This is a genomic window from Flavivirga sp. 57AJ16 (assembly GCF_028736925.1).
In the GTDB taxonomy this organism is placed as follows: domain Bacteria; phylum Bacteroidota; class Bacteroidia; order Flavobacteriales; family Flavobacteriaceae; genus Flavivirga.
Genome location: NZ_JAQZAT010000002.1, coordinates 178,324 through 202,021, shown reverse-complemented (window position 1 = coordinate 202,021; position 23,698 = coordinate 178,324). Strand labels below are relative to the sequence as shown.

The 23,698-nt window shown below is 33.0% G+C and carries 24 protein-coding genes; 14 read left to right on the top strand and 10 right to left on the bottom strand.

The window, feature by feature from the left end:
* Positions 1 to 56 precede the first annotated feature (56 nt).
* The 5 genes from PQO00_RS03225 to PQO00_RS03205 form a co-directional block, all read right to left on the bottom strand.
* Entirely contained in the window at positions 57 to 728 is a 672-nt protein-coding gene (locus PQO00_RS03225) for a Crp/Fnr family transcriptional regulator (RefSeq protein ID WP_274183394.1), read from the bottom strand.
* Between the two features lie 312 nt (positions 729 to 1,040).
* On the bottom strand, positions 1,041 to 1,472 hold the full coding sequence (locus PQO00_RS03220) for a DUF5606 domain-containing protein (RefSeq protein ID WP_274183393.1): 432 nt from the start codon (positions 1,470 to 1,472) through the stop codon (positions 1,041 to 1,043).
* A 56-nt stretch (positions 1,473 to 1,528) separates the two neighbouring features.
* Positions 1,529 to 2,119 (bottom strand): peptide deformylase, encoded by a 591-nt coding sequence (gene def, locus PQO00_RS03215; protein WP_274183392.1) that lies wholly within the window; start codon positions 2,117 to 2,119, stop codon positions 1,529 to 1,531.
* A gap of 379 nt (positions 2,120 to 2,498) precedes the next feature.
* Positions 2,499 to 2,909, bottom strand: a complete 411-nt coding sequence (gene ruvX / locus PQO00_RS03210; protein WP_274183391.1) for a Holliday junction resolvase RuvX — start codon at positions 2,907 to 2,909, stop codon at positions 2,499 to 2,501.
* 165 nt (positions 2,910 to 3,074) lie between these two features.
* On the bottom strand, positions 3,075 to 3,383 hold the full coding sequence (locus PQO00_RS03205) for a hypothetical protein (protein WP_274183390.1): 309 nt from the start codon (positions 3,381 to 3,383) through the stop codon (positions 3,075 to 3,077).
* Between the two features lie 331 nt (positions 3,384 to 3,714).
* Here PQO00_RS03205 and PQO00_RS03200 point away from each other — a divergent pair, with 331 nt between their 5' ends.
* Together PQO00_RS03200 and PQO00_RS03195 are read left to right on the top strand one after the other, a co-directional pair.
* Positions 3,715 to 4,530, top strand: coding sequence for a 2,3,4,5-tetrahydropyridine-2,6-dicarboxylate N-succinyltransferase (locus PQO00_RS03200; protein ID WP_274183389.1), 816 nt, complete (start codon positions 3,715 to 3,717; stop codon positions 4,528 to 4,530).
* A gap of 80 nt (positions 4,531 to 4,610) precedes the next feature.
* Positions 4,611 to 5,654 carry a glycosyltransferase family 9 protein gene (locus tag PQO00_RS03195; RefSeq protein ID WP_274183388.1) on the top strand — a complete coding sequence of 348 codons (1,044 nt, stop codon included), beginning with the start codon at positions 4,611 to 4,613 and terminating at the stop codon, positions 5,652 to 5,654.
* Positions 5,655 to 5,675: 21 nt separating this feature from the next.
* On the opposite strand, the gene PQO00_RS03190 is transcribed toward PQO00_RS03195, so the two are convergent.
* Positions 5,676 to 6,722: a beta-1,6-galactofuranosyltransferase gene (locus PQO00_RS03190; RefSeq protein ID WP_274183387.1), complete on the bottom strand. Its 1,047-nt coding sequence runs from the start codon at positions 6,720 to 6,722 to the stop codon at positions 5,676 to 5,678.
* Positions 6,723 to 6,790: 68 nt separating this feature from the next.
* Between PQO00_RS03190 and glf the strand changes: the two genes are divergently transcribed.
* Entirely contained in the window at positions 6,791 to 7,888 is a 1,098-nt protein-coding gene (gene glf, locus PQO00_RS03185; RefSeq protein ID WP_274183386.1) for a UDP-galactopyranose mutase, read from the top strand.
* Positions 7,889 to 7,914: 26 nt separating this feature from the next.
* Positions 7,915 to 8,673, top strand: coding sequence for a glycosyltransferase family 2 protein (locus PQO00_RS03180; RefSeq protein ID WP_274183385.1), 759 nt, complete (start codon positions 7,915 to 7,917; stop codon positions 8,671 to 8,673).
* A 273-nt stretch (positions 8,674 to 8,946) separates the two neighbouring features.
* On the opposite strand, the gene PQO00_RS03175 is transcribed toward PQO00_RS03180, so the two are convergent.
* The 3 genes from PQO00_RS03175 to PQO00_RS03165 all read right to left on the bottom strand — a co-directional run bounded on the left by PQO00_RS03175 (position 8,947) and on the right by PQO00_RS03165 (position 10,985).
* Positions 8,947 to 9,879, bottom strand: a complete 933-nt coding sequence (locus PQO00_RS03175) for an FkbM family methyltransferase (RefSeq protein WP_274183384.1) — start codon at positions 9,877 to 9,879, stop codon at positions 8,947 to 8,949.
* Positions 9,866 to 10,030 (bottom strand): hypothetical protein, encoded by a 165-nt coding sequence (locus tag PQO00_RS03170; protein ID WP_274183383.1) that lies wholly within the window; start codon positions 10,028 to 10,030, stop codon positions 9,866 to 9,868. The genes PQO00_RS03175 and PQO00_RS03170 overlap by 14 nt, the downstream gene beginning before the upstream one ends.
* Before the next feature lie 193 nt (positions 10,031 to 10,223).
* A complete protein-coding gene (locus tag PQO00_RS03165) occupies positions 10,224 to 10,985 on the bottom strand; it encodes a lipopolysaccharide kinase InaA family protein (protein ID WP_274183382.1) in 762 nt (253 codons plus the stop codon).
* Positions 10,986 to 11,069: 84 nt separating this feature from the next.
* Between PQO00_RS03165 and PQO00_RS03160 the strand changes: the two genes are divergently transcribed.
* The 7 genes from PQO00_RS03160 to PQO00_RS03130 all read left to right on the top strand — a co-directional run bounded on the left by PQO00_RS03160 (position 11,070) and on the right by PQO00_RS03130 (position 17,782).
* The gene (locus PQO00_RS03160; RefSeq protein ID WP_274183381.1) at positions 11,070 to 12,146 is read left to right on the top strand and encodes a glycosyltransferase family 1 protein; all 1,077 of its coding nucleotides are present in this window, start codon (positions 11,070 to 11,072) and stop codon (positions 12,144 to 12,146) included.
* An 856-nt stretch (positions 12,147 to 13,002) separates the two neighbouring features.
* Positions 13,003 to 13,662: a class I SAM-dependent methyltransferase gene (locus PQO00_RS03155; RefSeq protein ID WP_274183380.1), complete on the top strand. Its 660-nt coding sequence runs from the start codon at positions 13,003 to 13,005 to the stop codon at positions 13,660 to 13,662.
* Between the two features lie 13 nt (positions 13,663 to 13,675).
* Complete coding sequence (locus PQO00_RS03150; protein WP_274183379.1) at positions 13,676 to 14,236, top strand: L-threonylcarbamoyladenylate synthase; 561 nt, start codon at positions 13,676 to 13,678, stop codon at positions 14,234 to 14,236.
* A 101-nt stretch (positions 14,237 to 14,337) separates the two neighbouring features.
* A complete protein-coding gene (locus PQO00_RS03145; protein WP_274183378.1) occupies positions 14,338 to 15,765 on the top strand; it encodes a CCA tRNA nucleotidyltransferase in 1,428 nt (475 codons plus the stop codon).
* Positions 15,758 to 16,207, top strand: a complete 450-nt coding sequence (locus tag PQO00_RS03140; RefSeq protein WP_274183377.1) for a GNAT family N-acetyltransferase — start codon at positions 15,758 to 15,760, stop codon at positions 16,205 to 16,207. Before PQO00_RS03145 ends, PQO00_RS03140 begins: the two co-directional genes overlap by 8 nt.
* A 4-nt stretch (positions 16,208 to 16,211) precedes the next feature.
* The gene (locus tag PQO00_RS03135) at positions 16,212 to 17,228 is read left to right on the top strand and encodes a COX15/CtaA family protein (RefSeq protein WP_274183376.1); all 1,017 of its coding nucleotides are present in this window, start codon (positions 16,212 to 16,214) and stop codon (positions 17,226 to 17,228) included.
* A gap of 38 nt (positions 17,229 to 17,266) precedes the next feature.
* On the top strand, positions 17,267 to 17,782 hold the full coding sequence (locus PQO00_RS03130) for a hypothetical protein (RefSeq protein ID WP_274183375.1): 516 nt from the start codon (positions 17,267 to 17,269) through the stop codon (positions 17,780 to 17,782).
* A gap of 33 nt (positions 17,783 to 17,815) precedes the next feature.
* Here PQO00_RS03130 and PQO00_RS03125 read toward each other — a convergent pair whose 3' ends face one another.
* Positions 17,816 to 18,877 carry a hypothetical protein gene (locus tag PQO00_RS03125; protein WP_274183374.1) on the bottom strand — a complete coding sequence of 354 codons (1,062 nt, stop codon included), beginning with the start codon at positions 18,875 to 18,877 and terminating at the stop codon, positions 17,816 to 17,818.
* 284 nt (positions 18,878 to 19,161) lie between these two features.
* On the opposite strand from PQO00_RS03125, the gene PQO00_RS03120 reads away from it, so the two are divergent.
* From PQO00_RS03120 to PQO00_RS03110, 3 genes are read left to right on the top strand one after another with little or no spacing between them, the layout of a single operon-like run.
* The gene (locus tag PQO00_RS03120; protein WP_274183373.1) at positions 19,162 to 20,058 is read left to right on the top strand and encodes an ABC transporter ATP-binding protein; all 897 of its coding nucleotides are present in this window, start codon (positions 19,162 to 19,164) and stop codon (positions 20,056 to 20,058) included.
* 19 nt (positions 20,059 to 20,077) lie between these two features.
* Positions 20,078 to 20,902, top strand: a complete 825-nt coding sequence (locus PQO00_RS03115) for an ABC transporter permease (RefSeq protein ID WP_274183372.1) — start codon at positions 20,078 to 20,080, stop codon at positions 20,900 to 20,902.
* Positions 20,903 to 20,930: 28 nt separating this feature from the next.
* On the top strand, positions 20,931 to 23,687 hold the full coding sequence (locus PQO00_RS03110) for a T9SS type B sorting domain-containing protein (protein WP_274183371.1): 2,757 nt from the start codon (positions 20,931 to 20,933) through the stop codon (positions 23,685 to 23,687).
* Positions 23,688 to 23,698 lie beyond the last annotated feature (11 nt).

Genomic DNA, 23,698 nt, shown 5'->3' with positions numbered 1-23,698 from the left:
TTTTAATATGTCAAAATTATAATACACGGATTTTATAAAATGTTAGCTATCTAACATTAAGCAATATTTCTATGGATTCTTATTTTTTTTCCAGAGAACTGAATCACTTTTTCCTTCTTTAATTCGTTTAAAAGTATATTTAATGTAGGTCTGGAAGTTCCTATTAAAGAGGCTATATCTTTTTGTGTATATGGGTGATGAATTACTTTATCGCCTGTTTTTTCACAATCGTATCCATAGTCTGCACACAGCTCACCTAAAAACTCAATAAGTCGTGTTTTGGTATCTTTAAATAAGAGCAGCTGTAATCGTCTTTCCAATTTTTTAAATTTGAAACCAATTATTTTGTACACTTTAAAACTGAAAGTTTGATCATTTCGCATTAAATCATGCATAGTATCCACCCCTATGGGGCAAATACTCGTAGTATTATCAATTGATTGGGCAAATTCTTCTCGCTTGGACTCTCCAAGTATAGCTGTTTCTCCAAATAGGTCCCCACGTGTTAAAATAGCCTTAATGACTTCGTCTCCTTCTTCACTATAATAGCCAATTTTGACTTTACCCCTTTCTATAAGATATACTTTGTTTGCCGAGTCTGCTTCAAAATAGATATAGTCTTTCTTTTTGTAAGTATCAAAATCATGGTCTGCTTTGTAGGCTTTAAATTTGTGGGGGCAAAGCACCTTGAAAAGATTGACATCATCGAAAAACCAAAGTGGTTTCATTAATTTATTCTTTTTTTGTTATTGAACTCGTCTTGACTTTTTCTATTTCCTAAAAAATGGCTAATATTCGTTCATATTTCGTTACTTTTATTATCCGTAGCGATGCTATGTCTTTCAAAAAGTACCTTATCTGAACAAATTTCATCTCATTTTAGTTCACTTAACTCTTATTATCATAAATCGGAGTTCATGAATCTTCGATTTCGGTTAAATACAAAAAGTCAAGATGAGTTCATTTCGTTTACAGTCGAGAAAGACCAATGAAGCTTACAAAAAAGCATAAAAAAACCTCCAATTTGGAGGTCTTAAATTTTATTCTTCTTCGTTGGATGCTGTATCGCTTTCTTCTTCAGCATCCGAAAAATTCAGCATATCGTATTTTTGCAATAAATTATACCACTGTATCACTTTTTTAATATCGCTTGCATAGACCCTATCTTCATCATAATCAGGCAATACATCAAAGAAATACGCTTCCAACACATCTTTACTGTCCTTGGGCTTTACAGAAGCTTGTTGGCCATTTTCCTTTTTCTTAATATTTTCAAAAACTTGCTTTAAGGGCACTTCTTCTGTTAAAGTATAAATAGCTATCTCGCTTAAAACACTCACATTATTCTGTACACTAACAGATATACGTTTGTTATCTATTAACGATTCTGCAACAAAACCACTTCGTGTTTGTGCTATTAATTTATATAATCCTGGTTTTCCTCCTATTGACAATACTTTATCTAAACTCATAATTAATTTTTGAAAGAGAGGGCAAATATCAACTGTTTATTGATTGCTTGCAAATATTATCGCTTCTTTTTTTGATCGGGAAAACGCATTTTATAATCAACATTAATCTTACCCTTAGATATGTTAACCAGTCTTCCTTTTATTAAACGTTTTTTTAAACTGGAAAGTTTATCTGTAAATAAAATACCTTCAATATGGTCATATTCATGCTGAATAACTCTAGCTATTAATCCATCAAAAGTTTCTGTATGTGGTTCAAAATTTTCATCTACATACTCAACAGTTATTTTTGGCTGTCTAAAGACATCTTCCCTAACATCCGGGATACTTAAACAACCTTCATTAAAAGCCCATTCATCACCTTCTTCTTTAATTATTTTAGCATTAATAAAAACCCGTTTAAAGTCTTTTAACGCTTTCTGTTCTTCCGCAGTCAAATCTTCATCTTCGGCAAAAGGCTTTGTATCAACCAAAAACAGTCTAATTGGTAATCCTATTTGTGGTGCCGCCAATCCAACACCATAAGCATTATACATGGTCTCAAACATATTATCTAAAAGAACATCAAGATCAGGGTACGTTTTGGTTATCTCTGTTCCTTTCTTTTTTAAGACTGGGTCGCCATAGGCTACTATTGGTAAAATCATTATTTGTTTCGTGTTTATTATTTGCAAAAATAATAATACTTATAATTTACCGGTCTTATTTATGCAAAATTTATTAGTGAAACTCTGTTTTGAAAAATTGCGAAGCAATGCATTCAAAACAGATAGTTGAACTAATCCCGCCTTTTTCGGCGGGATCTTGGATTTAACACCTCTAAAATTGCGAAGCAATGCGTTCAAAGCAGATAGTTGAACCTGCCGGTAGGCAGGCTAATCCCGCATCATGTGCTGAACTTGTTTCAGTATCTTGTGGGATCTTGGATTTAACACCTCTAAGCATGCTTCGGAAATTTAAAGGTGTTTTTCCTTTGAATACCTCGTGGCTTGCTCCGAAAAATATTTATCCCTAATGAAGTTTCTGTTATTTAGAATACAAATAACTCTGTAATATAAGAGTAGCACTAATTTCGTCTATGAGCGCTTTATTTTTTCGTTGGTTCTTTTTTAACCCACTGTCAATCATGGTCTGAAAAGCCATTTTAGAGGTAAATCGCTCATCTACCCTTTTAATTGGAATATTGGGAAATTCCTTTTTTAAACTATCTATAAATGGAAGAATGTGAACTTCACTCTCTGATACGGTATTATTCATTTGTTTTGGGGCTCCGACCAAAAATAATTCCACCTGTTCTTTATTGGTATAATCCTTTAAAAATTTTATAAGCTCTTTCGTATTAACAGTGGTAAGCCCAGAGGCTATAATTTGTAACGCATCGGTCACGGCTATCCCCGTTCTCTTTGTACCATAATCTATTGCTAAAATGCGGGCCATATATCTACTTTGTGCAAAAATAGTTTAATAAACTACCTGAAGGCGTTAAATTTTAAAAAAATAAAATTTCAATACTTAAAAATTCAATAAAATAACAAAGGCTGCCTTTTCAGACAACCTTTATCACATCGTTTCAACATTAATAATAATTAAAATCTATAGTATTTAAGCTTTTACCGGCTTATTTATTTTTGGAAATAACAATCTAATATTTTCAACATTTCTTACACGATTAAGATAAAGTCTAATATCACTAGTACGCGCCATAGACGCTCTTAATTCTTTAGCATCAATTAACAAGGTGTCATGCTCTTTCACAGTTTTTACTGCATTATCTTTAACAATCACTACTTCCTCATTATTTACAGAAACTGGTATAACACTATTAGCTTCTATCTTATTAGTATCGCTTTGAGCAATCCCGAAAGAAAAGGAAAGCAATAAAATTAACAGTATGTAAGTATTTGTTTTCATGTCGTTTATCATTGTTTGCATGTTCCAAATATATGTTCATACCAAAGTTCAAACACAAAAAATTAGTTATAAGCCAACGTATTTTCGATTAGTAGTGGAGCTACAAATTTTTATCGATAAACAGATTAAAAGCCTGTTTATCAAGACGAAATACAACAAAAATGCATTTCATCGATTTATTTTTTTCTTTCAAAGGAAAAACAGGCTTTTATTTTCATTAAATTTTGCATCAATAGATGAAAAATTTAAGGTGCTTCATAATTGATATAATGGCTTTTTCGTTCTATTTTTTAAATGATACCTATTATATTTGCTCAAAATTTAAATATCAATGACAGAATTACAACAAATCATAGAAAAGACTTGGGAGAACAGGGATCTTTTAAAAGAAGAAACATCAATTTCTGCTATAAGAAAGGTTATAGATTTATTAGATACAGGTGAATTGAGAGTAGCGGAGCCAATTACTGATGGTTGGCAAGTTAACGAATGGGTAAAAAAAGCAGTTGTTTTATATTTTCCAATTCAGAAAATGGAAACGATTGAAGCCGGCCCATTAGAATTTCATGATAAAATTCCATTAAAACGTGGTTATGCAGAAAAAGGGATTCGTGTGGTGCCTCATGCTGTCGCAAGACATGGTGCTTATATTTCCAGCGGTACCATTTTAATGCCCAGTTATGTAAACATTGGCGCTTATGTGGATGAAGGCACTATGGTCGATACTTGGGCCACGGTTGGCAGTTGCGCACAAATAGGTAAAAATGTACATTTATCTGGTGGTGTTGGCATTGGTGGTGTTTTAGAGCCTTTACAAGCAGCTCCAGTAATTATAGAGGATAACGCCTTTATCGGATCTAGATGTATTGTTGTTGAAGGGGTACGTGTTGAAACCGAAGCTGTTTTAGGTGCCGGTGTTGTTTTAACTATGAGCACTAAGATTATCGATGTAACTGGGGATACGCCTGTTGAATATAAAGGGAGGGTACCTGCGCGTTCTGTAGTTATACCTGGTAGTTATGCTAAAGAATTCCCTTCTGGAAGTTATAACGTACCTTGTGCCTTGATTATCGGCAAACGTAAAGAGAGTACCAACAAAAAAACGTCGCTTAACGATGCTTTAAGAGAGCATAATGTAGCTGTATAGACTAGCTAGCAGTATACGGTGGCAGTAGGTAGTATTTACTCTTTTGCAGAAAACATACAAAAAAATCGAAGTTGTAAATTTTGAAGATCTTAATCATACAACAAAAAATGATTGGCGATGTGCTTACAAGCAGTATTCTGTTTGAAGCACTTCGCTTAAAATATCCAAAGGGGCAATTGGATTATTTAATAAATGAGCATACCGTTGCTGTTGTAGAAAACAACCCAAACATTGATAACTTCCTTTTATTTACTAAAGAGACAGAACGAAGTAAAGCTAAACTTCTAAAATTTGCTAAGTCTGTAGAAAATAAAAAGTACGATATTGTTATTGATGTCTATTCTAAATTATCCAGTAATTTAATAAGTCTTTTTTCTGGAGCAAAAACTAAAATTTCATACCATAAATATTATACGACCCTTTTTTATCATTATAATATAAAAAGGAAAAAGAACAATAATGGCAAAACTGGATTGGCCATTATCAATAGAATGCAATTACTAGAACCTTTAGGTATTGAAACAACATTTATAAAGCCAAAAATATATTTGACCGAAAAGGAAATTTCTACCGGTAAGGACTTTCTTATAAAACACCAAATAGATTTTAACAAGCCTTTATACATGATAAGTGTATTGGGTAGTGGCGAAAAAAAAACGTACCCTTTTAGTTATATGGCAGAAGTCATTGATACCATAGTTAAAGAAACTTCTGGACAAATACTATTCAATTACATACCAAAACAAGAAACCGAAGCTAAAACCATATTTGATTTATGTAAACCAGAAACCCAAAAAAACATTTACTTTCATGTTTTTGGAAAGCGCTTAAGGGCCTTTTTAGCTATAACATATCATTGTGACGCTTTAATTGGGAACGAAGGCGGCGCTATTAATATGGCTAAAGCCTTAAACATTAAAACATTTGCTATATACTCCCCATGGATTGATAAAGCGACTTGGAACCTTTTTGAAAATAACAACAACGCTAGTGTACACTTAAAGGATTTTAAACCAGAACTATATACCAAAGCCGAAAAGAAATATAAAAAGGAAGCTCCTGCTCTATATAAAAAATTCGAACCACAGCTTTTCATTAATAAACTAAAAGCTTTCTTAAAGTAATAGTATAATAGCTATTTAAAATTATTGGCCATTTACTTTTTCTAATGCTTTCTTAACTGCTGTTTCTACAAACTGTCCTTTCATTACTTTTTCCTGAACACCTAGCACATTGTTTTTCATCAACGCATAATCTTCTGGTGTTAACTTTTCCAAAACAGCATTCAAATCTTTTAAGTCCGAAATACTTATTCCCAAATTATTGTCAACAATAAAGGAAGCGATGGCTGCTTGGTCCCAAACTATTACCGGAAGTCCGCACAAAAGATATAAGGATGTTTTATGGGGGTTATTGTATTTTAAATACGCCCCTAAATCTCCACTACAGGATGCTGTTGAGGTACCATCCCATACTAAGCCGAAATCAGCTTCTATTTTATGGGCTATTTGGTCTGATGGAAAAGCACCTTGATAAAAAAGAACAGATGCCTCTTCGCTTACCTTGCGTTTATTGGTATCGAAACCAACACCATATAACTTTAAATGGTATTTACTATGCGCCAGTATATCAAAATCGAAGATATATGAATTTTTGCCTTCACCAAATCCTCCAGCATAGGCTATACTATAAGTATCGCTTTTATTAATAGCTTTATTTTGAAGTGGTTTTTCTTCAGAGACATAATCAAATATCCCCAAAACCACAATAGGTATAGTCGTATGCTGTTCTAAAAACCATGTTTTCATAGCCTCGTTATGTACAATAATAACATCAGAGCATACTATTTTTGATAATTCAGCTTGAATATCCTTGGTCCTACCCTTTAAACATCTTACATCATGAACTATTGTTATTATTTTACAACCTTTTAATTTTGCAAAAAACAATATCAATTTTCTAAACTTATTATTAGGATATTGTGTACACAAAACAGATTTAAATGGTAATCTTAATAATGCCATCGAGATACCAAAAAAATTCTTAATTGTACCTATTGCAGAATTTGGTATAGATGATTGCTTAAATCCAAGATTTTTAAACCCCAATGCTTTCAACGAAAACTCACAATCTGTTTTTGCTTTTCCTGCAGCATTGAATAGCGATTTATAGTTTCTGGAAATGTAATACATTATATTGAAAAGTTTTTTTGTAGATAATTTATATCCTAGTTTTGCTAAAAAATTATAAAAGTATACAAATGTATGATTATTTAATTGTTGGTGCCGGATTATTTGGATGTGTATTTGCACATGAAGCGACTAAAAAAGGAAAAAAATGTTTAGTTATAGATAAAAGGGATCATATAGGAGGTAATGTATACTGTGAAAACATGGATGGCATTAATGTACACAAATATGGCGCACATATATTTCATACCAATGACAAGGCTATTTGGGATTATGTAAATCAGTTTGCAACGTTCAACAACTATGTAAACTCACCTGTTTCAATATCTAAGGGTAAACTCTATAATTTACCTTTTAATATGAATACTTTTTATCAATTGTGGGGAACGCAGACTCCCGAGGAAGCCAAAAAAATTATAGAAAGTCAAATTAAAGAATTTGGTTCTAAAAACCCTGAAAATTTAGAAGAACAGGCACTATCCTTAATAGGAAAGGATGTTTATGAAACGCTTATAAAGGAATACACCGAAAAACAATGGGGTAAAAAAGCTACCGAATTACCTGCTTTTATCATTAAACGCCTACCTGTGCGTTATACCTTTAACAATAATTATTTTAATGATGCTTACCAAGGCATTCCCATTGGTGGTTATAACAAAATAATTGACGGCTTATTAAAAGGGATAGATATAAAAACCAGTGTCGATTTTTTTAAAAATAAAGACGCATTGAGCGGTATGGCAAAAAAAATAGTGTTTACTGGAAAAATAGACGAATTCTATAATTGCAAATACGGCAACCTAGAATACCGTTCGTTACGATTTGAAAATACAAAGCTAGATACGGAAAATTTTCAAGGAAATGCTGTTGTAAATTATAATGACTCCCAGGTTCCTTATACACGAATTATAGAGCATAAACATTTTGAATTTGGCAAACAAAAACATACAGTGATTACCAAGGAATTCCCAGAACAGTGGACGCCTGAGAAAGAAGCCTATTACCCTATCAATAATGATGAAAATCAAAAAAAATTCCAGACATACAAAGCACTTTCGTTACAAGAGCCCCATGTTATATTTGGCGGAAGGCTTGCAGAATACAAATATTATGACATGCACCAAATAATAGCTTCTGCTCTACAAAAAACCAAAAAAGAGTTTAACTAATTTGAAAATTATTTATAGCGCATCAAATGATTAAATTATCCGGAGTCATAATTACATATAACGAAGAGGAACATTTAGAAAAATGCTTAAAATCACTAGTGGGGGTCGTAGATGAAATTGTTGTCGTAGATTCCTTTTCTACCGACAAAACCCCTGAAATATGCGAGGCATATAACGTGGTTTTTATTCAAAATGAATTTGAAGGTTATATTGAACAAAAAAACTATGCCCTTTCCCATGCTAAATACGATTATATTTTATCGTTAGATGGGGATGAAGCTTTATCTGATACACTACAAAAATCTGTTTTAAAGGCAAAAGAGCATTGGGGTTTTGACGGGTATTATTGTAACCGACTCAATAATTATTGCGGACAGTGGATTAAACATTCTGATTGGTATCCCGATAAAAAGTTAAGACTATTTAAAAAAGGGAGCGGTGAATGGAAAGGCATAAACCCTCATGATAGATATACATTAAAAAAGGGGCTCAAAGCGGGTAAGCTTAAGGGAGATCTATTGCACTGGATCTATAGGGACTATAGAGAACATAATATAAAGGTCGAAAACTTTTCTACTATTGCAGCTCAAGCGTATTTCGATTTAGGAAAAAAATCCTCTATTTGGAAAATACTATTCAACCCTACCTGGGCATTTTTTAAGGCTTACTTTTTAAGATTGGGGTTTTTAGATGGTTTAAATGGTTTTGTTATTTGCATACAAACCTTTAACGTTACTTTTTTAAAATACATTAAGCTTTATAGACTTCATCAAAATAATAAGTAATCATTTTATTTACGAAGCTTTTAATAACGAAGTTTTAAATAGTTCTTTTAATTAACTAAACGGTTATCTATAAAAACACCCTATAAATTTTTTGAAGATTCTTTTAGTTCATTCAAAAGAATTTGTCCGTAAAAACCCTTAATGATTTAGCCTCTTTCTTGTTTAAAATTTCTGTGATATAAAAAATATATCCCGTTACAGAACATTACCATGTGTACATATCTTTTCTTTAAAAGAGCACGAATGACACAAATCCAAACGAATCCAATGGTATTAGTTTTCAAAAATATTATACCCATCCAAAATAAGTTTCTCTTGTGGTACTAAGAAAACATTATCGATCGTTGTACACGCATTTAAAGAGGTAATACGTTTCCATTTTGAGCCATTTTTTTTATAAATATTATAATTTTCCGGAATAAGTGGAAAAAACCGTTCATCCAGCTTAACATGACGCGCTACATAATAAGGCTTATTAACTTCCATTAGTATAGTTGGACGATGCCTGCCAATGACCTCTTGCCCCCCCTCTAAACAAAAATCTTCATGGCCCTTAATATCCATCTTAATAAGATCTATTTTTCCATAGTGATTATAATTCTTAAGCCAAATATCATCTAATTTCTCAAGTTTAATTGGTGATACCTTAAAACCTTTATCCATTTCCCCACTAGTACGAATAGCGGCACTTCCTGTATTAGAACCGTGCTTAAAATCCTCCCCTAATGTAATCTCGGTTTCATATGCTTTATTTGATAATCCTAAGTGACTGGTTTGACAAATTTTATTTAGGTTATTGATTTCCAGGTTTTTGTTAAGCCTGAGATAATTACCTTCAAATGGCTCAAAAGATATGACACTTCCCGTAGCGTTTTTAAGCTTAATAACACGGCTCATCGAAACGGAATAAAATCCTATGTTAGCACCAATATCTAAAAAACAGCAATTTGGATTAAATAAAGAATGAACGACGGCAATTAAGTCAGGATCGTACGTACCCGTATAGAAAGGTATTCTTTCCGTTTTAGTACTTAAATCGACCAACATCGTCGTATCATCTTTCATTTTAGCCCTAACTATTGGTTCAGCGCCCAATGTTAACGCAATCCTATTAAAGGATTTATATAATTGGTTTAGTTTACGATGGTATCCCCATTTTCTGGTAATACCGGATAAAACATTCAAATATCGATTAGTCAATTTCATGTAAATATTTTTTAAATCCCCTCCCATATGCTGAGATGACCCTATCGATAATGATAACATTTGCTCCTAATCCTACTAATTTAATAGCCAAATTAGCCTCTATAAATCCCAACCCTCCAGTGATCAGGACATCCTTATTTTTAAATTTCATTTATTAAAAATCGCTGTTTAAATTATTTAAACAATTATCTATAAAAATACCCTACTGAGTTTTTGATTTTTTTTTGAATTGAAAATACCCCAAAGGTTTTGGGTATAAAAAGTTAAAACAAGAGCAGTTAGCTTACTGGTTATTTAACCTTAATTTTTTAAGTTTATTAGGCTTATGGTACTACTGGTAATTCTTATTTCTTCCAAAACTTAAGTTTCTTTTTAAGCCGTCTTTTTCGATGGTATCTATTTTGAAAAGCTTCAGTCTCTTTCCACATTAAATTGAATATCCTATTATAATCTTCACCGGTGCATTTTGCATATTCATCACTCATAACCTCCACCATGGATTTATGAATGGTTAACTTGGAAAAATTCTTAATTCTGGTTTCAAAATCAAGCGGTTTAAATTCCATACGGTTTAAATCAACTAAATAAAAATCGTAACCCTTATCGTTTTTTTTAATCAGTGTATTCCCTGGTGAATGATCTAAAAAATGAATGCCTTTTTCATGCAGATCAAAAGAGAATCTGCTAAAAGCCCTAAGTATATTTTCGTGATCGGGATAATTAAAGTCCGTTGTTAATTCCCTATAAGTTAAATCGCAGTCAATTTGCTCACTTATATAATAACTTTTTTTAAACAAAAAAGGGGTTTTGTATTCGTAAAAAGCGATAGGTTCTGGAGTTCCCACTTGTAACGTTTTAAGTTTGTTAGCATACTCATAGGAACGTTGTGCTTTACTTTTTCTTAAAAAACGATAAGCTATTTGGTTTATAATATTGGGTATTCTAAAAGACTTTACATTAATTACCTTTTCGTCTAAATTAAATAATTTTAAAGAATTTCTATCTTGATTGCCAAAGGGTTCGCCTTTAGTATCGAAATTTTTAACAATGTCATCAAGCACCAATTTATGACTTTGAAATTCTGCTTTAATTTCTGAATACTTCATAGGACAATATTACAATTACTTTTTATCTTTTTAAATAATTACACCGATATATTATGGCAATTTACTACTTTGCCAAAAAGAATTATGCAGACTGTTTTTTTAGAATCCCACAATATAAAAAACCAACATTTTGGTTTTGGCCAATTCAATTATCATTTAATCAAAGGCCTATATAATGCAAATGTGAAAGATTTTAAAATGACACTCCACGCAAAAAGCGCACAGCCATTAAAATCTGAATACAAGGCTTATTTTAACTACAAAAAATATTATTCTTTAAGAAGACATACGCTGTTCCGAATTAGAAAAAAATACGATTTGTGGCATTGTCTTAATCAAAATATCAAAATTGAACCTTATTATAACATCCCCTACCTTTTAACGGTACATGATGTTAATTTTATTGAAGAACGGTCTAGCGACCTATCCCATGATTGTAATGTTCGGTTTCAAGAAAAACTAAACAGAAGCCATGCTATTACATATATATCAAATTACGCAAAAACTTCCACGCACAAGTACTTTAAAGTTCCAAAGGTTCCCGAATATGTCATTTATAACGGCAATCCTATTTTAGATATTGAAATCCCACAAAATTATAAACCAAAACAAATATCCAATGCTCCTTTTTTATTTAGTATTGGTGAGTTTACCGAACGTAAAAACTTTCATACTTTGGTTAAAATGTTAGAGTTTATACCTGAATACAACCTCATTCTTTCCGGTAATAACCATACCGCTTATACTAGTAATATACTACAAAAAACGATCAAGCAATTAGGGCTGGAAAACCGTGTATTAATTACTGGTAAGATTTCTGAATTAGACAAGCAATACTACTTACAAAATTGCGAAGCTTTTGTTTTTCCTTCTTTGCGGGAAGGTTTTGGTATTCCTCCTATCGAAGCCATGCGTTTTGGAAAACCTGTATTTTTATCTAATAATACCTCACTTCCTGAAATTGGTGGAGAACATGCTTTTTATTGGGATCATTATGACCCAAATTATATGGCAAAAGTTCTAGAAAACGGATTAAATACGTTCAATAAAAATAAGGGCATATTATCGCAAGGTTATATAAACCATGCGAAAAGCTTTAACTGGAATGCCTCAGCATTGGCATATATTAAAGTCTATAGAGACATCCTATTTAGTAAATAATATAGTACAGCTAAATCAATATAAAATAAGATGACCCTTCAGAGTAAAAAACCGAATTTCTTCGTTAAAAATGCTCACCGTAACTAAGCTATGCCTACGCTTTTTGCCTTGAACTTCAATTTTTTATTTCTAAATATTCTATGCCATTTTATAGCGACTTAGCTATATCTGATTTTACAGCGTCTTTTAATTTGACGTTCGACGTAAAAAATATTATTTAGATGCCGTTTTATTCATGGCGCTTTATTTTATATTCATGCATTCATGAATCTTGCGATTTCACAAAAATAATTTCAACGGAAACCCTGCCTTTGCCAGCAAACAGGCACGTAGCAGAGCCAAGGAATGCTTTTCGATTAAACTTGGGAGTCCGCAAGATACTGAAACAAGTTCAGCACATGAGGCGGGATTAGTCGGCAGGCAGGTTCAACTATCTGTTTTGAATGCATTGCTTCGCAACTTTTCTCACACAATAGGCATGGACTAATAAATATTCTCGAGGGCAAGCTCAAGAGATGCTCATTGGAAAAATACTTTTATATTTTCGATGCTATCTTCAAGGTATTAAACCTAAGATCCCGCCAAAAAAGGCGGGATTAGCCTGCCACGACAAAGGCGTGGTTCAACTATCTGTTTTGAATGCATTGCTTCGCAACTTTTCTCACACAATAGGCATGGACTAATAAATATTCTCGAGGACAAGCTCAAGAGGTGCTTATTGGAAAAATACTTTTATATTTTCAAAGCTATCTTCAAGGTATTAAACCTAAAATTGAACTTTATTTAAATACATTCTGGAACATTTATAAAAGTAAATACTAAATTTGCGACTCAACCTTTACAAAAACATTCATAAATGATATTTAAAATATTAGTAATCGTTTTACTTCTCGCTATTGTTATACACTTTTCATTAAAATTTATAAAGCACAAATCGTTATATCCATTCATGCCTTTTAAATATAATTTTAGGAGACGGCGGGTAACGTTTGCCAAAACATTGAAATTACTTGATGAAAGAAAGGCTAAAATGATTGTTGAAACCGGTACTTCAAGAGAAGGGCTTAAAAATACTAAAGGAGATGGTGGGGCCACTATCGTTTTTGGCAAATGGGCACAGCAAAACAATGCTAAAATGCATTCCGTCGATATTAGTGAAGATTCAGTAAAGGGAGCACAAGATGAAATCAACGTCCAAGGTTTAAACCAAACAGTAACCGTACATTTAAATGATTCTTTGGAATTCCTTAAAAATTTTGAAGACACTGTAGACTTTTTATACTTGGATAGTTATGATTATTCTAAAACCGATACAGACATCCAAATTAAAAGTCAAGAACATCATTTAAAAGAATTTAAACTTATTGAGAATAAATTGCACGATAATTCAGTAGTATTAATAGATGATTGCGGATTACCAGGTGGCGGAAAAGGAAAAACAGTGGTAGAATACATGCTAAAAAAGGACTGGAAAGTGTTAATTGATGCTTATCAAATCCTATTAGTTAAAAACTAAACCTCTAATCTGTATGCAAAATGAAATAAACAATGCTTTGGACATACTTAAAAACGGTGGGCTCATACTCTACCCTACCGATACAGTTTGGGGCATCGGTTGTGATGCGACAAATCCAAAGGCCGTTAAAAAAATCTATGAGCTAAAACAACGTGAAGACAGCAAAGCTCTAATATGCTTGGTGGCAGATGATAGAATGTTAAAAAAGTATGTAAAAAGAATCCCCGAAGTCGCTTTAAATATTATTGAGATCTCTGAAAAGCCAACAACCATCATTTATGACGACGCTCAAAATTTGGCCACTAACCTAATTGCTGAAGATGGGACTATAGCCATTAGAATTCCCAATGATGAATTTTGTTATCAACTCTCAAGAAAACTTAATACTGCAATCGTTTCGACATCAGCTAATATAAGTGGGCAAGCCACCCCAAAATCATTTAAAGAAATATCCCAAGAGGTTGTAAAAGGTGTTGACTATGTTGTAAATTTGCAGCGTGAAAAAATCTGTAATAAACCGTCATCTATTATCAAGTTAAGTAATAGTGGCATTGTTAAGATTATACGTGAGTAAAATGAGCCACTAATACACAAATATTTATGTCTAACACTATTTATGAAGATGCCATAGAATACAAATTAAAGAACTATTCGTGCATTCGTGGCAATTAAAAAATGAACTACAAAAAGGCATTACAACATAAAATTTTCAAAATTATATCTCAATCTGCTAAAGAGTTAAGTTTAGACAGCTACGTTATTGGTGGTTTTGTACGTGATTTTATATTAAAACGCGGTAGCGCAAAAGATATAGATATTGTTACCGTTGGTAATGGTATTAAACTAGCTAAACAAGTCGCAAATAATCTACCGACCAAACCAAAAGTACAGGTTTTTAAAACCTATGGCACTGCCATGTTAAGATATGATGATATAGAAATTGAGTTCGTAGGTGCTCGCAAAGAGTCTTATAATGAAGGCAGCAGAAACCCTACAGTAAAAAATGGCACTTTGGAAGATGACCAAAACCGTCGTGATTTTACTATAAATGCATTAGCCCTAAATTTGAATGCATCCCATTTTGGTGATTTACTGGATCCTTTTGATGGGATCAAAGATTTAGAAAAGCAAATAATCCGTACCCCTTTAACGCCAGACATTACATATAGTGATGATCCATTACGTATGATGCGCGCTATTCGTTTTGCTTCTCAATTAAATTTCACAATAGAAAGGGCCTCCCTAAATGCTATTACCAAGAACAGTCATCGGATTAAGATTATAACCAAAGAACGTATTGTTACCGAATTAAATAAAATTCTTGAAAGTAAAAAACCATCCATTGGATTTCTTTTATTGGAAAAAACCGGATTGCTGGATTATATAATACCAGAGCTTACAGCGTTAAAAGGTATTGACGAAGTTGAAGGGCAGCGACATAAAGACAATTTTTACCATACGCTGGAAGTCGTTGATAACATAGCAAAAAATACCGATAACCTTTGGTTACGCTGGGCGGCTTTATTACATGATATTGGTAAAGCGCCAACCAAAAGGTTTAGCAAAAAAGTTGGTTGGACATTTCATTCGCATGAGTTTGAGGGCTCCAAAATGGTGTACCGTTTGTTTAAAAGATTAAGAATGCCTTTGAACGAAAAAATGAAGTTTGTTCAAAAAATGGTCTTTATGAGTTCGCGTCCCATTGTATTGGCACAAGATATTGTAACAGATTCGGCCGTACGTCGCTTAATTTTTGATGCTGGTGATTATGTTGACGATTTAATGACACTTTGCGAAGCAGATATCACAACCAAAAACCCAAAAAAATTCAATAAATACCATAACAACTTTAAGATAGTTCGGGAAAAAATAATTGAAGTTGAAGCACGCGATCATGTTAGAAATTTTCAACCTCCAATTACCGGAGAAGAGATCATGAAAACATTTAATATAAAACCATCACGCGAAATCGGTTTAATAAAGGACGTTATAAAAGAGGCTATTTTAGAAGGAAAGATTCCAAACGAATACGACGCTGCCTATAAATTAATGATTAAGGAGGGAAAGCGATTGGGACTAAAAATAATCGATTTAAATGATTAAACTAGTTAGAACCAGTTCCGATAATAACGATTTTGTCAATTTAGTGACATTATTAAATAACTATTTGAAGGTTGTAGATGGGGATGACCATGAGTTTTATGATCAATACAACAACATAGATGTATTAAAAAATGTCATAGTTGCTTATATAGACAACACACCTGTTGGCTGCGGTGCTTTTAAAAAATATACCGAAAATGAAGTTGAGATTAAGCGTATGTTTACACTTCCAGAAACCAGGGGGCAAGGAGTCGCTTCAAAAATTCTAAAAGCATTAGAAAACTGGTCTAAAGAATTAAATTTTGAAGCATGTATATTGGAAACAGGAAAGAGACAAATAGAAGCTATTCAGTTTTATAAAAAAAACGCTTATACGCTAACACCTAATTACGGACAGTATAAAGATGTCGTTAATAGTCTTTGCTTTAAAAAAATGCTGTAAGAATATGAAAAAAGATAATAAAAGGGTTATTTATTGGTTGTTTACAGGATGCCTACTTATTTTTATTATGGTCGTTGTTGGAGGTATTACAAGATTAACCCATTCGGGTTTATCAATTTCTAACTACAAACTTATTTCTGGAACAATTCCGCCTATGAACGATGTTGAGTGGCAAGAAGCCTTTAACCTATATAAACAATACCCTGAGTATCAAAAATTAAACAATCAATTTACCCTTCAGGATTTTAAGGATATTTATTTCTGGGAATGGCTACATCGTGTTATCGGTCGATTTATCGGACTCGTATTTTTTATTCCTTTTCTATACTTTCTAATAAAAAAACAACTTTCAAAAGCCATAGTAAAAAAATCTATCGTTTTACTCTGTCTTGGAGCTTTTCAAGGTTTTTTGGGGTGGTATATGGTTAAAAGTGGCTTAGTAGATAATCCCGATGTGAGTCATTACCGCTTAGCTGCACATTTAACAACGGCCTTTATAACATTTGCATATACCTTTTGGGTGGCTCTTGATTTAATATTTCCACATAGAAAGGAAATAAATACAACATTTCGAAACCTCGTACGGTTAAGTCTCGCCTTTTTGTTACTACAAATTATTTATGGCGCATTTGTAGCTGGATTAGACGCTGGTTTTATCCATAACCATTGGCCCATGATGAGTGAAGGCAAGTTTATGCATCAAACTGTTTATATTGAACAAAGCCCATGGTACAAAAATTTTATTGAAGGGAAAAGTGGCGTTCAGTTTGTTCATAGAATTTTAGCATACATAGTTGTTTTGTTCATTTTTTTAATTTGGAAAAAATCAAAAAAGCTAAACTTAACCATATATCAATCAAAAGGCATAAACCTATTGTTAATAATAGTATGCATTCAGTTTTTATTAGGTGTATTTACTATATTATTACAAGTACCCGTTTGGCTAGGTGTCGCACATCAAATAGGCGCTTTCTTTTTATTAAGCGCCATGACTTTTACTTTGCATCGTTTTTCCAAATAAGTCAAAAAAGCTTACCTTTGTCTCATAATTTTTCATCAATGATTTACAGATTTAGAGTTATTTTAGATAATGACACCGAAGATGATATTTTTCGTGATTTAGAAATTCGCGAAACCGATACGCTTGAAGATTTACATAATATCATTACGCAATCCTTTGGGTTTAATGGCACGGAAATGGCCTCTTTTTATTTAAGTAATGAGCAATGGGATCAAGGTGAAGAAATTTCGTTGTTCGATTTAAGTGAAAATAACTCTGCACGCTTAATGAATGAAACCAAAATTAATAGCGTAGTACACGAGGTACAGACAAAACTGATTTATGTGTACGATTTTTTAAGTATGTGGACCTTCTATGTTGAATTAGCTGAAATTGTTGAAGAAGCTGAAGGCACAGATTATCCTAATTTAATGTTTGTAAAAGGGCAAGTACCAGATGAGGCTCCCGATAAGTTATTTGAAGCAGATACAGATGACGACAACCTTAACGAATTTGAAGACGGTATTGATGTTGACGATTATGGCAATTTAGATTTTGATGAAAACTGGAATTAACGTTCCTCTGTTCCGTGAAGTGACTTAAACCCCCTATTTTAAATTCTCCAATTTTACATTTTCATAATTACGGCTTAAAAACGCCAATGCATGCCTAAGTATTTCTCCCATATTCTTGCTGCGTTTAAAATTTACATCATGCGTATAATCAAAGATTGTAGTCTTTAATAATTCTATATTTTCCTTATTGGAAATAACATCATTAACCATACAGTCTAACAATTCTTCTATTCTTATAGCAAAACTTTTTAACCGTTTCACTAAAATAGAGCGCTCTTCTGTTTTATATTGATCGATAGAAAGCTTTTGTATATTATCAGCGACCAATTCCACCATTTTTAAATTTTCTTTAAAAAACTGGGGCCTATAAATATTAAACTTTCCTTCATAACACTGTTGGTCAAAATCGATCGCCCTAATATTATACACAACATGGTCAAAATCGTGTGTTGGCACAATAACATAGTTATAAGAACGCATATCCCCTAAGAGCCTGATCATGCACCGCTCATTAAACTTTACAAATTCTTTTGCAATCTGCGCCTTTTCGGACTTACTGCACTTAGGCAACATATTTTTTATAAACTCATCGCCCGGTATACCAGTAATATGTTCTTCTATCAACGTATTTTTATAAACTAAAAAATTAAGATTATAGGGAGATAACATGTGTTCCAGTTCCAAGCCATAAACACGAGAAGCATCGGTCGTCTTTATATAAAAATAGGTATAGTTATCATTTAGAACATTTCTAATCTTTATCCTAAAAGGCTTGGAGTTTCCAAATGTGCAAAAATCAATGGCATCCACATTTAAAAAAGGAAGTATGCTCTCATTTCCATCAGAATGTAAAATGGTATAAACCTTTTTTAAGGATATATCTATTTCCTCTCTTTCAAATTCATTATAATAAACCCTAATCCAAAGGGTGTCATTATCTTCCTTGTCGTATATTACCACAGAACCTTGAAAACGCAATAGATCGTCATAAAATATAGGGATTTTTGTATTCCTATCGTACCTGGCTAAGTAATTATGTAATTTAATAGTTACGGGATACGATGGTTTTCTTTTCGATATCTTTAAATCTTGCATGATGAACTATTTAAACTTTTATAATGGGCTAAAAAGGTCCCTTTTACATCCCCTTTTTGTCTTCTTTTATTCCGTAACGATGCTATGCAACTCAAGAAAAGCCTTCAATTGGTTATAAAATAACTCATTTTCGCTTTAATCCAAAAAGTTTAAATGAGTTCAAGGGTATAATTATTCAAATTTAAAACTTTTATTTAACAAGCCTGTAACAAAACAACCTGACCATCGTCATACTAAATAAACAACCAATGCCATGACACATACGGCAATTAAAACCTAATCATTTGGAATCCATACTAACAATTAACAATCTTACTAAAAAATTTGGGTATTTAACAGCAGTAAAAGATTTATCATTCACTATAAACAAGGGTAACGTTTATGGTATTTTAGGGCCAAATGGAAGTGGAAAATCTACGACTTTGGGTATTGTCCTAAACGTTGTAAATAAGACGCAAGGTAACTTTCATTGGTTTGATGGTACGACATCTACCCACGATGCTCTAAAAAAAGTGGGAGCTATCATTGAGCGTCCAAATTTTTATCCATACATGACGGCAGCTCAAAACTTAAGATTAGTTTGTAAAATTAAGGGGGTTGCGTATAGTAAAGTTGAAGAAAAACTGGGAGTCGTTGGGCTTTTAGAACGAAAAGACAGTAAATTCAGAACCTATTCTTTGGGCATGAAACAGCGTTTGGCCATCGCATCTGCACTTTTAAATGACCCTGAGATTCTCATATTAGATGAACCGACCAATGGATTAGACCCTCAGGGAATACATCAGATTAGAGAAATTATAAAGCAAATTGCAGCAAAAGGAACGACCATACTTTTAGCATCCCATTTATTAGATGAAGTTGAAAAAGTCTGTTCACATGTTGTTGTATTGCGCAAAGGCGCTAAGTTATATTCTGGTCGTGTAGATGAAATGATTTCCAGTCATGGCTTTTTCGAATTAAAAGCGAACAAACAAAACGAGCTAATAAGGTTATTGGAAAATAATACATCGTTTAAAAAAATCAAGGTTGAAAATGGTTTAGTAACGGCCTTCTTAAATACACCTATGGCCTCTGAGGATTTCAACAAATATTTATTTGAAAAAGGTATTATACTTACTCATCTGGTACAGCGTAAAGAAAGTTTAGAAGAACAGTTCTTACAATTAACAGACCATTACTAATACAACCAAAATATACCGCATGTTACGACTTTTAAATTTAGAATTACAAAAACTACTCCTTAACAGAACCAGTAAAATACTCATATTTATTTCGTTTATTTTACCTTTTTTTGTTATCCTTTTATCGTCATTAAAGATTAATGTATTTGGTTTTTTTACTTTAGAACTGGGTGAGTTAGGCATTTTTAATTTTCCTATAATCTGGCATTTAACTACTTTTTTTGCTTCTCAATTTAAATTCTTTTTTGCTATTGTGGTAGTTAGCATGATTGGTAATGAGTATAGCAATAAAACCATAAAACAAAACCTTATTGATGGTTTAAGTAAAAAAGAATTCATTCTTTCAAAATTTTATACGATCGTTTTCTTTTCTCTAGTTTCAACGATCATAATAAGTTTAATCTCTCTTTGTATTGGCCTTTATTATTCTAGCTATAATGAAGTATCAATAATTTTCAGACAGACCGAATTCTTATTAGCATACTTTGTAAAACTTGTTGGCTTCTTTAGTTTATGCTTATTTTTTGGAATGCTTGTAAAACGATCTGCTTTCGCTCTGGCCTTTTTATTTATACTTTACATTTTAGAATGGATACTATTTGGATTGATGGCATGGAAACTCAATACAGATCTAGCAGAAAAAATACAAAATTTCTTCCCTTTAAAATCCATGTATAAATTGATCGATCAACCATTTCAAAGAATAGCCATGACAAAATTTCCCGACAAAGTTGACCTATCGTACGATTATGGAGCTTACTGGTATGAAATAGCTATTGTTTTAGGTTGGACTGCTCTATTTGTCTTTTTATCGTATAGATTATTAAAAAAGAGAGATTTGTAATATCTTTGTAAGCTATTGTCATAGCTCTATGAGAAAAATTATCGTATTGACATTATTCATTATTACGAGCCATACGGGTTTTTCTCAAAATGAGGCTGCAAACTGGTATTTTGGAGCGAATGCTGGCATTCGTTTTAATGCTAATGGCACCATTTCAGACCTAACGGATGGCCAATTAAGTACAGATGAAGGCTGTACTACCATTTCTGATGTCGATGGTAATTTATTATTTTATACTGATGGTATAACCGTGTGGGACAGATTACACAGACCCATGCCTAACGCTAATAGATTAGTGGGAAATGGTCTATATGGAGATCCTTCCAGTACGCAATCCGCCATCGTAATTCCCAAACCTAAAGATCCCAATATATATTATATTTTCACTGCAGATACCTCTTTAAATGGTGACCCAGATAGAGGATTTCACTATTCTGAAATTGACATGAGACTCAACGGAACATATGGAGATGTTACATCAAAGAACATTAATTTACTTCCTAATAGTACCGAAAAAATTAGTGCCGTTGTAAAAGATTGTAAAACACAGGCCCTTTGGGTTATAACTCTCTCTTCTTTAAATGGAGATCCTACAGATACTGTTTTTAATACATTTCACGCTTACGAAGTCACAGATATGGGCATAAACACAACACCTGTTTCTTCCACTTTTACAAACCTATTTGTCTTCGATCAAAGAGGCTACTTGAAATTGTCTCCAGATGGCACAAAACTGGTGTGTGCAAATTCAACAAGCGGTTTATTTCTTTACGATTTTGATGTAAATACTGGGGTTGTTAGTAATCAAAACCAAATAAACATCAACTATTCCCGACCAGGAAAAAGGCAATCACCTTATGGTGCCGAGTTTTCTCAAAACAACAAGGTTTTATATGTCTCAACTTATTACGATCCTCAAACAGATGAAGAATTTCGGAATCCTGCAGAGCAATATAGTGCACTGTTACAGTATGACCTAACCGCCTCTAATATAAGCGATACTGAAGTTGTCATAGACAACAGACAAATGTACAGAGGGAGTTTACAATTAGGCCCGGATGGTCGAATTTATAAGGCCATGAGTGCGACATACTCTATTGGGTCTCCCTTTTTATCAGTTATAAATAACCCCAATGTTTTGGGAACTTCATGTGATTACGATCATAATGCGATACGTTTAAGCCGTAACTCCAGACAAGGCCTGCCGCCTTTTATAACATCTTTTTTTGCTGAAAAAATTGATATTATAAGAAACAGTACCGTAACTACAACAAGGTTGCAATTATGTGATGGAGATACTTATACATTAAGAGCAGATAACATTCCCGGGGCCATTTACTCATGGTCTTTAAATGGAAGTCCTTTAGCAGAATCGGATTTCGATCTGGAAGTCTCTACTCCTGGGCTCTATAAAGTATTTATTGATTTAAATACTGGTAAATGTGATGATACTTTTGAAGGCATCGCAAATGTTAGTTTCAACCCAAACCCCGTGGCTCATGATGCGACTTTGACTCAATGTGATGAAGATGGGGTGTTAGGAGGTTTTACAAGATTTGATTTGACCCAGGCCAACGCCAACCTTACTGGTGGCATTCCGGAACTGGCTACTAGATTTTTTACGGATAGTAGTAGAAATAATGAAGTTCCAAATAGCAGCGATTATAACTTTAATGCAGATGTTCCAAGTCCTATATATGTTGAAGTTTATAATACCGATACAAACTGTTATGATACCGCTGTGTTAACCTTGAATTTAAGTATTGAAAACATAAAAGCCTATATTCATGATGCGTGTGATGAGTTAGGATCTGAAGACGGCATCAATACATTCAATTTAAATGATATCACGGCAAATATCCAAACCAATAATGGCTTCGTTTATCCCATCACTTATTATGAAACCTATGAGGCTGCCCTTCTAGAAGAAAACCCATTAGATATCTCATATTCAAATAAAAACAGTCCCTATAACCAAACAATTTATGCACGTGTAGAAAATAACAATGCCTGTTTTGGTATTGCGGAAGTAACCCTCATCGTCAAAGAATTACCAAACATAGATACAGAAGATCTCACGTATTATTATTGCCTGAACACATTTCCCCAAACCATTCCAATTAATGCCGATATTTCAAATAATTTGCAAAACAATTACACCTATCAGTGGTCTACAGGGGAAAATTCTTATGAAATTCCTGTTAACGAACCCGGCACCTATCAAGTAACCGTTACCAGTATTGATAATGGATGTTCTAAAAGCAGAACGGTTATTGTTGAACCTTCTAACATAGCGACTTTTCAAGAAATCAAGATCGTTGATGCCTCCCAAAACAATACCATTACTATTATGGTATCTGGAGAGGGTACCTATCAATATAGGTTGCTCGACGAAAACAATATGGTGGTATTTCCATATCAAGAAAATAATAGCTTCGAAAATGTTTCCCCTGGAATCTATACGATCACCGTAAAAGATGTAAAAAATGATTGCGGTCTAACTAACGACAAGGTTTCGGTTATTGGTTTTCCCAAATTCTTTACACCAAATAACGATGGTAAACATGACACTTGGCAAATACATGGGGTCTCAAGTATGTTTCAACCCAATACCAAAATTCGGATTTTTAATAGATACGGTAAATTAATAAAACAAATAAACCCTATTGGTCCAGGTTGGGACGGCACCAGTAATGGTAAAAGATTACCTGTTGATGATTACTGGTTTGCTATTGAACTACAAGACGGAAGGGTCTTTAAAAATCATTTCACCCTAAAGTATTAAACTCAAGATGG